General features: G+C 50.9%; 10 protein-coding genes and 2 pseudogenes. 6 read left to right on the top strand and 6 right to left on the bottom strand.

Annotation, left to right across the window (positions count from 1 at the left end; genetic code table 11):
• Nucleotides 1-2 precede the first annotated feature (2 nt).
• From BEG40_RS00430 to cueR, 3 genes are read left to right on the top strand one after another with little or no spacing between them, the layout of a single operon-like run.
• A complete protein-coding gene (locus BEG40_RS00430) occupies nt 3-2,165 on the top strand; it encodes a type I secretion system permease/ATPase (RefSeq protein WP_105284680.1) in 2,163 nt (720 codons plus the stop codon).
• Complete coding sequence (locus tag BEG40_RS00435) at nt 2,162-3,337, top strand: HlyD family type I secretion periplasmic adaptor subunit (protein ID WP_105284681.1); 1,176 nt, start codon at nt 2,162-2,164, stop codon at nt 3,335-3,337. Before BEG40_RS00430 ends, BEG40_RS00435 begins: the two co-directional genes overlap by 4 nt.
• Entirely contained in the window at nt 3,334-3,741 is a 408-nt protein-coding gene (gene cueR / locus BEG40_RS00440) for a Cu(I)-responsive transcriptional regulator (protein WP_001026747.1), read from the top strand. Before BEG40_RS00435 ends, cueR begins: the two co-directional genes overlap by 4 nt.
• A gap of 4 nt (nt 3,742-3,745) precedes the next feature.
• On the opposite strand, the gene BEG40_RS00445 is transcribed toward cueR, so the two are convergent.
• The 3 genes and pseudogenes from BEG40_RS00445 to BEG40_RS22300 all read right to left on the bottom strand — a co-directional run.
• The gene (locus BEG40_RS00445) at nt 3,746-3,949 is read right to left on the bottom strand and encodes a hypothetical protein (protein ID WP_000650965.1); all 204 of its coding nucleotides are present in this window, start codon (nt 3,947-3,949) and stop codon (nt 3,746-3,748) included.
• Nucleotides 3,946-4,368, bottom strand: a complete 423-nt coding sequence (locus BEG40_RS00450) for a hypothetical protein (protein ID WP_105284682.1) — start codon at nt 4,366-4,368, stop codon at nt 3,946-3,948. The genes BEG40_RS00445 and BEG40_RS00450 overlap by 4 nt, the downstream gene beginning before the upstream one ends.
• A gap of 101 nt (nt 4,369-4,469) precedes the next feature.
• A pseudogene (locus BEG40_RS22300) lies at nt 4,470-4,853 on the bottom strand (YadA C-terminal domain-containing protein); the annotation flags it as partial.
• Between the two features lie 1,423 nt (nt 4,854-6,276).
• Between BEG40_RS22300 and BEG40_RS00460 the strand changes: the two are divergent.
• A complete protein-coding gene (locus BEG40_RS00460; RefSeq protein WP_105284684.1) occupies nt 6,277-6,639 on the top strand; it encodes a hypothetical protein in 363 nt (120 codons plus the stop codon).
• Between the two features lie 172 nt (nt 6,640-6,811).
• Here BEG40_RS00460 and BEG40_RS00465 read toward each other — a convergent pair whose 3' ends face one another.
• Together BEG40_RS00465 and BEG40_RS00470 are read right to left on the bottom strand one after the other, a co-directional pair.
• Nucleotides 6,812-7,270 (bottom strand): NfeD family protein, encoded by a 459-nt coding sequence (locus tag BEG40_RS00465; protein WP_105284685.1) that lies wholly within the window; start codon nt 7,268-7,270, stop codon nt 6,812-6,814.
• Nucleotides 7,267-8,184: an SPFH domain-containing protein gene (locus BEG40_RS00470; RefSeq protein WP_000904498.1), complete on the bottom strand. Its 918-nt coding sequence runs from the start codon at nt 8,182-8,184 to the stop codon at nt 7,267-7,269. The genes BEG40_RS00465 and BEG40_RS00470 overlap by 4 nt, the downstream gene beginning before the upstream one ends.
• Before the next feature lie 145 nt (nt 8,185-8,329).
• Between BEG40_RS00470 and fetA the strand changes: the two genes are divergently transcribed.
• Both fetA and fetB read left to right on the top strand, forming a co-directional pair.
• Nucleotides 8,330-9,007 carry an iron efflux ABC transporter ATP-binding subunit FetA gene (gene fetA / locus BEG40_RS00475; protein ID WP_001157544.1) on the top strand — a complete coding sequence of 226 codons (678 nt, stop codon included), beginning with the start codon at nt 8,330-8,332 and terminating at the stop codon, nt 9,005-9,007.
• Nucleotides 8,994-9,768, top strand: a pseudogene (gene fetB / locus BEG40_RS00480) (iron efflux ABC transporter permease subunit FetB). The gene fetA and the pseudogene fetB overlap by 14 nt, the downstream one beginning before the upstream one ends.
• Nucleotides 9,769-9,830: 62 nt before the next feature.
• On the opposite strand, the gene cnoX reads toward fetB, so the two are convergent.
• On the bottom strand, nt 9,831-10,685 hold the full coding sequence (cnoX, locus tag BEG40_RS00485; RefSeq protein ID WP_105284686.1) for a chaperedoxin: 855 nt from the start codon (nt 10,683-10,685) through the stop codon (nt 9,831-9,833).
• Nucleotides 10,686-10,707: the final 22 nt, after the last annotated feature.

A 10,707-nucleotide genomic window follows, 5' to 3' on the forward strand; every position in this document is an offset into this window, starting at 1 on the left:
TAATGAAAAAAAATGCCCAGTCCGTGGAAGCCTGGCTGGAGGCGATGATCGCCGTGGCGCGCTATTATCGCCTCGATTTTTCTCAGGAGAACGTGCGCGCAACTGTCAACTGGGAGCGCGACAGCAAGCGGGAAGAGTTACTTACCGACATGGCGCGGCAGTTGGGGATGGGGCTGCGGCTGGTCGAGTTCTCCGCCGACTCGCTTAACCCGTGGCGGCTGCCGTTGATCGCGGTGTTTGATAATCAGCAGATTGGCGTGATCACCCGCCGCGATAACCACGACAATATCAGCATTCAGTTCAGCGGTGACGAAGGGCTGGAAACCACGCTTAACGTCGCGGATGTTGAAGATAACATCGTCGAACTGGCGCTGCTGCGACCGCTCAGTGCCATCCCTGATGCGCGCGTAGATGACTATATTCGCCCGTATCAGGCGAACTGGTTCTGGAATCTCTCGCTGAAAGACTGGCGGCGCTATGGCGATATTATGCTGGCTTCACTGGTGGCGAACGTGCTGGCGCTGGCGGCGATGATTTTCTCGATGCAGGTTTACGACCGCGTCGTGCCGGCACAGTCCTACCCGACGCTATGGGTGTTATTCGCCGGGGTGATGATGGCGATCCTGTTTGAGTTCTGCATGCGCATGGTGCGAACACATCTCTCGGATATGATTGGCAAGCGGGCGGATTTACGTATTTCGGATCGCGTTTTCGGTCATGCGTTGCGGCTTAAAAACAACGTGCGTTCGAAATCTACCGGATCGTTTATCTCGCAGATCCGCGAACTGGAATCGGTGCGGGAGCTTATTACTTCCACCACCATCGGCGCGGTGGCGGATCTGCCGTTCTTCCTGCTGTTTGTCTTTATTTTGTGGATGATCGGCGGCTGGCTGGTGCTGGTTGTTTTGCTGGCGCTGCCGTTATTAGTGATCCCCGGCCTGCTGGTGCAACGCCCGCTGGCACGGCTGGCGAACGAAGGAATGCGCGAGTCAGCGGTACGCAACGCGACGCTGGTGGAAGCCGTGCAGTCGATTGAAGACATTAAACTGCTGCGCGCTGAACAGCGTTTTCAGAATCAGTGGAATCACACTAACGACGTGGCCTCGTCCATCAGCATGAAGCAACGTTTTCTCACCGGGCTACTGCTCACCTGGACCCAGGAAGTGCAGTCCATCGTCTACGTGGTGGTGCTGTTGGTGGGCTGTTTTATGGTGATGAACGGCGACATGACCACCGGTGCGCTGGTCGGGACCACGATTCTCGCTTCGCGCACCATTGCGCCGCTGTCGCAGATTTCCGGGGTGCTCTCGCGCTGGCAGCAGGCGAAAGTGGCGCGTAACGGTCTTGATGAACTGATGAAGCGCCCGGTGGATCAGCCGGAACACGGCAAACTGGTGCATAAAGCGGTGCTGCACGGCAATTATCAGTTCAGCAACGCTATCTTTTATTACGACGAAGAAGAAAAGATTGCCGATGTGGCGATTGGCAAACTCAACATTCAGGCCGGAGAGAAAATCGCCATTCTCGGGCGCAACGGCGCGGGTAAATCAACGCTACTGCAAATGCTCGCCGGAATGCGTATCGCCCAGCAGGGGCAGGTGCTGCTGGATAACATCAGCATCGGGCAACTTGATCCGGCAGATCTGCGCCGCGACATGGGGCTGCTGAGCCAAACCGGACGACTGTTTTTTGGTTCGCTGCGGGAAAACCTCACCATGGGAATGCCGGAGGCCAGTGATGAAGATATCGAACGCGCATTAACCCTCAGCGGGGCGCTGCCCTTTGTGCAGAAGCAGAAAAACGGCCTCAACTACATGATTCAGGAAGGGGGCTTTGGCCTTTCCGGCGGTCAGCGGCAAACGCTGCTGCTGGCGCGGCTACTCATCTCTCAACCCAATATCGTCCTGCTCGACGAACCCAGCGCCTCGCTGGATGAAATGGCGGAAGCGCATTTAATCGAACAACTGAAACAGTGGATTGGGCATCGCACGCTGATTATCGCCACTCACCGCACGGCGATGCTGCAACTGGTGGACAGGATAATCGTGATGGATCAGGGTCGCATTGTGATGGACGGCGCGAAAGAGACTATTTTGCGTGAACAGGGCGAACCCACGGCGCGACGCGTGGTGTTGCAGGAGAAGAATAAGGGGTCTGCCGCATGAACGGACAACTGCAATACAACCGTGGCTTGACTGAACCTCGCCTGCCGCGTTCGGCACTGGCAGTGCGCGTGACTGCCGTAATGTTACTCTGTTTTCTCGGCTGGGCGTGGTACTTCCAGCTTGATGAAGTGACCACCGGCAGCGGCACGGTAGAACCCTCCGGGCGTGAACAGGTGGTGCAGTCGCTGGAAGGCGGGATTTTGTATCATCTCGACGTGAAGGTTGGCGATATTGTTGAACAGGGTCAGCCGCTGGCGCAGCTTAACCGCACCAAAACGGAATCCGACGTTCAGGAAGCGATGTCGCGCCTGTACGCGGCGCTGGCAACCTCGGCGCGGCTGCGGGCAGAGGTGAGCAATAAACCGCTGGTATTCCCTGACGAACTGAATAAATTCCCCGAACTTATCGAGTCGGAAACGGCGTTATACTACACTCGCCGCGACGGACTGAACAAAGCCACTACCGGGCTGACGCAGGGGATTAGCCTGGTCAACCGCGAACTGGCGATGACCCAGCCGCTGGTGAAACAGGGCGCGGCGAGCAGCGTCGAAGTGCTGCGTTTACAGCGCCAGGCCAATGAACTGGAAAACAAACTCAGCGACGTGCGCACGCAATATTACGTTCAGGCGCGGGAAGAGTTAGCGAAAGCCAATGCGGAAGTAGAAACCCAGCGTTCAGTGATCCGTGGACGGGAAGACTCCCTTACCAGGCTCAACTTTACCGCGCCGGTGCGTGGCATTGTTCAGGACATTGACGTCACCACGGTTGGCGGCGTCATCGCCCCCGGTGGTAAACTGATGACCATCGTGCCGCTGGATGAGCAACTGCTGATTGAGGCAAAAATCTCCCCGCGCGATGTGGCGTTTATCCATCCGGGGCAAAAATCGCTGGTGAAAATTACCGCTTACGATTACTCCGTCTACGGTGGTTTGCCGGGGGAAGTGGCGGTTATTTCACCGGACACCGTGCAGGATGAAGTACGGCGCGATGTTTATTACTATCGGGTGTACATTCGCACTTTCAGTAATCATCTGGAAAATAAAAGCAAACAGCAGTTTCCGATATTTCCCGGCATGGTGGCGACGGTCGATATCCGCACCGGCAAAAAGAGCGTGCTGGATTATCTGTTGAAACCCTTTAACAAAGCACAGGAGGCGTTGCGCGAACGATGAACATTAGCGATGTAGCAAAAATTACCGGCCTGACCAGCAAAGCCATTCGCTTCTATGAAGAGAAGGGGCTGGTGACACCGCCGATGCGCAGCGAAAACGGTTATCGCACCTACACGCAGCAGCATCTCAACGAACTGACCTTACTGCGCCAGGCGCGCCAGGTGGGCTTTAACCTGGAAGAGAGCGGCGAACTGGTGAATCTGTTTAACGACCCGCAGCGCCACAGTGCTGATGTAAAACGGCGCACGCTGGAGAAGGTGGCGGAGATCGAGCGACATATCGAAGAACTGCAATCCATGCGCGACCAGTTACTGGCGCTGGCGAATGCCTGCCCCGGTGATGACAGCGCCGACTGCCCGATTATCGAAAATCTCTCCGGCTGCTGTCATCATCGGGCGGGGTGAAAAATCAGTTAATTCCCGTTTGCACAGAAAGAATGTGTTGCAAACTTTCTACCATAATGCGCCCAGACTGAAATAAGCCTTCCTGGATTTCATTGTTAACATTTACCGCATGAACCAAGGAGGCTAATAATACCACTTGCAAGAAAGCAAAAATAAAGGCGCCGATAATCAAAATATGTGTCAGGGATATTTTCTTTTCATCCTTCATTTTAAATAGCCTACAAACTGGCCTTCCTTCATTAATGCGACTTTTCCTGTGTGATGATAAACAATCACGTTATACAGACCCGACTGATAAACTGTGGCATCGGCATTATCTTCATCAATCGCACATAATGAATCATTGAGATAAGCAAAGTTTTTGCTACTCATTCTGAAGGTTACGCCAAATCCTTTATAAATGGCTTTCTTTGTCGCCTGGGCATGTTGTGCGGCTTCTGCATTTTTAAATGCCTGCGCTTCGGATGCACTTAAAATAGCGGTCTGCCGCTGCTGTTCGGCAAGATAACAGGTGTCATGAGATACGCCTTGCGCCTGGCAATCTGCAATGCGAGACGCGGGAGAGCTACAACCAGCCAGCATGATTAACGCCAGCAGGGAAATCGATTTAATGGTGCTATTCATCATTGTTAACCTTAAAATGTAGTAAAGAGTAAAAACAGGCAAACGTCCTTGCTCTAATTTATTTAATGGTTTTTATTGATATTTATAAAGTATCCAGAGAAATATTAGAACGAATATCCCACACCGACACCCGCACCGAAATCAGATTGCGTATCCGCAGAAACTCCAGCTTTAATTACTGTGTGGATCCCGGCATTAAAAGACGTGCCGACAGATACCGCTGATTCACCATTAAACGTTCCTGCGCCCGCAGACACCATCATTAAATCACCGGTTTTCACCTGCGGCTGTGAGGCAATGGCAATAGCTGACGCGATCCCCGCATTGGCATCTTTACGGTTGTCTTCAACTTCGTTTTTCAGTGAGCTGAAATGGTTATTGAGCGTATTAATTTGTTGGCTGTTATCCGCTACTCGTTTTTGCGTGGTTGATAACTGCTGATGTGTATCGGTGGAATCCTGCACCAGGTTTTGAATTTGTTCACCGTAATGAACGCTATCTATCTGTTGTTGTGCCGCCAGCTTACTTACCGCAGTGTTGGTTTTTGTTATATCGCCATGAATTTCTTCCAGTTCTTTTGTGTGGTTCTCGGTAGCAACACTTTGAGATACCGTCGTCATGGTAGAAGAAAGAGCGTCAATTTTTTTCCCTTGTTCCGCAGAAGCGCGCGTGCTGGCTTCATTTTCCGCAGCCAGTTTAGCGTTGACCATTCCCTGATAACGGGTGGCGGTCTGAACATCACCGGTAGCTGCGACCGTTTTTTGTGTGGCTTCGATTTGCTTTTGCTGTTCGGTAATCTGCGTTTGTTGAGCTTCGGCTTGTTGCTGCTGTGCGTTATCCGCAGCGTCCTGACGGGCGTTTACCATGCTTTGATAACGGGCGGTGGTCTGAACGTCACCAGTAGCAGCAACCGTTTTTTGTGTAGCTTCGATTTGCTTTTGCTGTTCGGTAATCTGCGTTTGTTGAGCTTCGGCTTGTTGCTGCTGTGCGTTATCCGCAGCGTCCTGACGGGCGTTTACCATGCTTTGATAACGGGCGGCGGTCTGAACATCACCGGTAGCTGCAACTGTTTTTTGCGTATCGTTAATTTGGTCTTGTTGAGCTCTAAGAATGTTCTTCTGTTCGATAATGTCGTCAGTATTTTTATGAATAGCCGCTTTGCTGGCGTCAATCTCGGTTTGCGCTGACGTAATAGCCTGGTGCGCTTCATTGGCGGTCGACACTGCTGTGTTAGCGGTGGTTTGCGCATTCTGGATGGCTGTATCCTGTGCCGCATCGCGGTCTGCCTGGGTCTGTTCTGGGGAGATATTTTCGCCCGTCTCTGAAGATATATACCCATGCGAAAACAGATAGTCTTGCGCGGCTTCTGTATTTCCAGTACGAATCATGAAGCGTCCAATTTTCTGGTCAACTTCTTCATGTGACATCCCAGGTTGGATTGCCTCCAGTTCTGTCGCTGCCGCCTCAATCGTATCACCCGCAAAGGCAGATGGACTGACAGCAGTAGCAATAACGACAGCCAGTAAAGATATCTTTACAGTTTTCATTCATTTTTTCTCAATCAAAGTAAGTCGCATTTATGTTTCTTATAGCAACATTAATTGTTGTTATAAGAAATATTATGCGTTTCGTATTGATCGAAATCTACGCTGGCATTTGTGTGATGTAAAGCGTGTTTTTTACGATGTAAGCGTAAACACCACTTAATAGAAACTAAAAAAGTTTCCATTAGAAATAAAATGGAAAATAATTTTGTGCCATTTCCCTGTAAGAAATCGTAAAGACTTGTTTTGATAAGCGAAATAAATGCTGTTTCTGGACTAAACGTGAAGCGGTTCCTGATGTGTGCTAGAATGCGTTTCTTTGATAAATCTCAATTTTTAAGAGGTTTGCGCCAGGCAGGAAAATTAAATGAATGAATTTGAGAAGATTTTTAATGAAATGAATCTGGACAGGGCGCTACTCCCTATCCTTTTTCGTTCGAATCGCTCCACGGTGTGGAAGTATTTAAGCGGCGATAGTACGGCTCCTGCCTCTGCCATGTCGCTGATCATGCTGTTGCAGTTGATCCAGAAGCGAAACCCCGATCTGTTAGCCGAATGGTTAACGCTTTCTGATTTCACCATTCCGCCAGAAGTTTACCTGGATCAGCCCGATTACTGGAAAGGGTGGGTGTATACCCAACATAAGGTCAATAAAAACGTCCTGGAATATTTAAAAAAACATTATCCGAATGAAGACCAGAAAGGTATGAATAAAGGCCGGGAAGAGTAAATTACCAATGCCAGATTACATGGTGGATTCGGGCACAGACTTGTTGGCATGATAAAACGCGTCAGTATCGTATCAGGCATTCGTGCATAATTGCCGGATGCGGCGAGAACGCCTTATCCGGCCTACAATCAGGCACAGACTTCCAGGCATGATAAGACGCGTCAGCGTCGCATCAGGCGATGACCGCACGGATGATCAGCGTTATCCCTTCTATCGCAATTACTTCAACATGCGTACCAGCGCCGAGATCTTCGCTGGCGCTGACAGGCCATGAACTGTCGCCGACGCGCATATGACCGCGTCCGTTGACTAACGGTGATTCCAGCACAAATCGTCTGCCAATCAACTGCTGGCCACGCTGGTTTAAATGGCTGTCGCTGTGCTTTTGTTCGCGTACCCGCCGCGACAACCATTTCCACCATAGCCAGGCAGCGAGCAGCGTCAGGACAGCAAACATCACCCCTTGCCATTCCCACCCCAGCGGCAGCAGCCAGACCACCAGGCCAGTAATCACTGCCGCGACACCGCTCCACAACAGATAACCGTTTCCGCCCAGCATCTCGGCAGCCAGCAATAAACCGCCGAGACTCAGCCAGAAAATATGCGGGTGTACTACCAGCAGCTCGATCATGATTTATTTCGCTCGTTGGCGCTGTCTTTCACCAGTTCGGCAATCCCGGCAATCGACCCCATCAGGCTGCTGGCGTCTAATGGCATCATCACCACTTTGCTGTTACTGGACGAACCGATCTGTTGCAACGCTTCGGTGTATTTCTGCGCCACGAAATAGTTCACCGCCTGAATATCACCGGAGGCGATGGCTTCAGACACCATTTGGGTCGCGCGAGCTTCCGCTTCAGCGGAACGTTCACGCGCTTCAGCCTGTAAAAATGCCGACTGACGTTCGCCTTCCGCTTTCAGGATTTGCGACTGTTTTTCACCTTCGGCTTTGAGGATTTCCGCCTGACGGATCCCTTCCGCCTCAAGGATGTAAGCGCGTTTGGTACGTTCCGCTTTCATCTGCGCGTTCATCGAAGAGATAAGCTCTGCCGGCGGGCGCACGTCGCGAATTTCAATACGGGTGACTTTAATCCCCCACGGGTTGGTGGCTTCATCGACAATATGCAGCAGGCGCGAGTTAATGCTGTCGCGCTGGGAGAGCATTTCGTCCAGTTCCATTGAGCCAAGCACGGTACGGATGTTGGTCATGGTCAGGTTGATGATTGCCAGCTCCAGATTGCTGACTTCATAAGCGGCGCGCGGGGCATCAATCACCTGAATAAAACAGACTGCGTCGATGGTCACGTTGGCGTTATCTTTCGAGATAACTTCCTGGGAAGGGATATCGAGCACTTGCTCCATCATATTGATCTTGCGACCAATGCGATCCATAAACGGCACCACCAGACTTAGCCCCGGTTGTAGCGTTTTGGTATAGCGACCAAAACGTTCTACCGTCCACTGATAGCCCTGCGGCACGATTTTGACGCCTGCGCCGACAATCACCAGCGCGACAAAAATGAGAATCGGGATAAAGATAAGCATCGGAAAAACCTCCTGTTGTACCGTCCATAATGAGCAAAGTTGCTGCTTGATTAAACAAATTATACCTGATTACTGAAAGGGAGTTCCCCCTTATTCTTGTGGAGGATAAACTGTTTTTATTAAAAATGAGATAAAGGGAACAGCGATGCAGGAAAATAGTCCTTTGCTTCAGCTACAAAACGTAGGATATCTGGCGGGTGATGCGAAGATTCTTAATAACATCAGTTTTTCGCTGCGTGCTGGCGAATTTAAGTTAATTACCGGTCCTTCCGGTTGTGGCAAAAGTACGCTGCTGAAAATTGTTGCTTCATTAATCAGCCCAACCAGCGGAGCATTACTGTTTGAAGGTGAGGATGTCAGCACACTAAAGCCAGAAACCTACCGCCAGCAAGTTTCTTACTGCGCCCAGACGCCAACGCTGTTTGGCGACACGGTATACGATAACCTGATTTTTCCCTGGCAGATCCGTAACCAGCAGCCTGATCCGGCTATTTTTCTCGATTTCCTCGAACGCTTCGCCTTGCCGGACACCATTTTGACGAAAAATATCGCCGAACTGTCTGGTGGTGAAAAACAACGCATCTCATTGATTCGTAATCTGCAATTTATGCCAAAGGTATTATTGCTGGATGAAATTACCAGTGCACTGGATGAAAGTAATAAACATAACGTCAATGAGATGATCCACCGTTATGTGCGCGAGCAAAATATTGCCGTGCTGTGGGTAACACACGATAAAGACGAAATTAATCATGCGGATAAAGTGATTACACTGCAACCGCATGCCGGAGAAATGCAGGAAGCACGCTATGAACTCGCATAATATTACTAACGAATCATTGGCACTGGCATTAATGCTGGTGGTGGTGGCAATTTTAATTAGCCATAAAGAAAAACTGGCACTGGAGAAAGATATTCTTTGGAGCGTCGGGCGCGCGATAATTCAGCTGATTATTGTCGGCTATGTGCTGAAGTATATTTTCAGCGTGGATGATGCCAGCCTGACATTATTGATGGTGTTATTTATCTGCTTTAATGCGGCGTGGAATGCGCAAAAACGCAGTAAATATATTAGCCTTTATCTCGTCGTTTATTGCCATTACGGTGGGGGCGGGAATTACGCTGGCGGTGCTGATTCTCTCAGGGTCGATTGAGTTTATCCCGATGCAGGTGATCCCTATCGCCGGGATGATAGCCGGTAACGCCATGGTAGCGGTGGGGTTGTGTTACAACAATTTAGGGCAACGGGTCATTAGCGAACAGCAACAGATTCAGGAGAAACTGAGTCTTGGCGCGACGCCAAAACAAGCTTCAGCGATATTAATACGCGACAGTATTCGCGCGGCTTTAATTCCGACGGTCGATTCAGCAAAAACGGTTGGCTTAGTGAGTTTACCGGGAATGATGTCCGGGTTGATATTTGCCGGGATTGATCCGGTGAAAGCGATTAAATATCAGATTATGGTGACCTTTATGCTGCTCTCAACCGCCAGCTTGTCGACCATTATTGCCTGCTATTTAACCTATCGTAAGTTTTACAATTCGCGCCACCAGTTGGTGGTGACGCAATTGAAGAAGAAATGATGCGATGCCGGATGCGCAGCATCGCATCCGGCGTTGTGGTTCATGTGTCGATCAACGGAAACTCAATACAACAACGCATACAGCTGGCGGCGATACTTCGACGCCAGCGCATCACCCGTACCCAGCGCAGCGAGGATCTCCTGGAACGTTTTACGCGTCTGACCGTCTGCGGCGGTGAGATCTTTACGCAGATGCCCGAACAGTAACTCCAGCGCCTCTTCATTGCGCCCAACCTGGTGCAGTTGCAGAGCCAGTTGCGTCGCCAGTGCGGCATCTTCTGGATTCTCCGCCACCTGCTGTTGCAACTGTTGAATTTCCGGCGTATCAGCCGCCTGCTTCAGCAGTTCGATTTGCGCCACCAGCCCCTGGTAGCGGGTGTCCTGATCCTGCAACGGAATGGTTTTCAGCACCGCTTCTGCATCTTCAGAACGGTTCAGCGCAATCAGCGTTTCTGCCAGCAGCATACCGATCTCCCCGTTCTGATTCGACAACTGCCAGGCGTCTTTCAGCAATGGCAGGGCGTCGGTGTAATTGCCTTCCTGCATCAGCTGCATCGCCTGCTGCGCTTTCAGCTCTTCTTCGCGCGGCAGCACTTTATCCAGCAGGGCGCGGATCGCCTCTTCCGGTTGCGGCCCCTGGAAGCCGTCTACCGGTTGCCCGTTCTGGAACAGATAAACGGTCGGAATCGCGCGCAGACCAAACTGAGAAGCAATCATCTGCTCAGCGTCACAGTCCAGCTTCGCCAGAATAAATTGCCCGTTGTACTGCGCCGCGAGGCTTTCCAGGATCGGGGTTAACTGCAAACAGTGCTGGCTACGTTCAGACCAAAAATAGAACAGCACCGGAGTGGTCATCGACTGTTCAAGAACCTGTTGCAGGTTAGATTCGTTAATGTTGACAATATTTTCTACGGACATGGAGTCGCTCTCTGTTGTCGAT

Origin of the sequence: Escherichia sp. MOD1-EC5495 (assembly GCF_002965965.1) — a bacterium.
Taxonomy (GTDB): domain Bacteria; phylum Pseudomonadota; class Gammaproteobacteria; order Enterobacterales; family Enterobacteriaceae; genus Escherichia; species Escherichia ruysiae.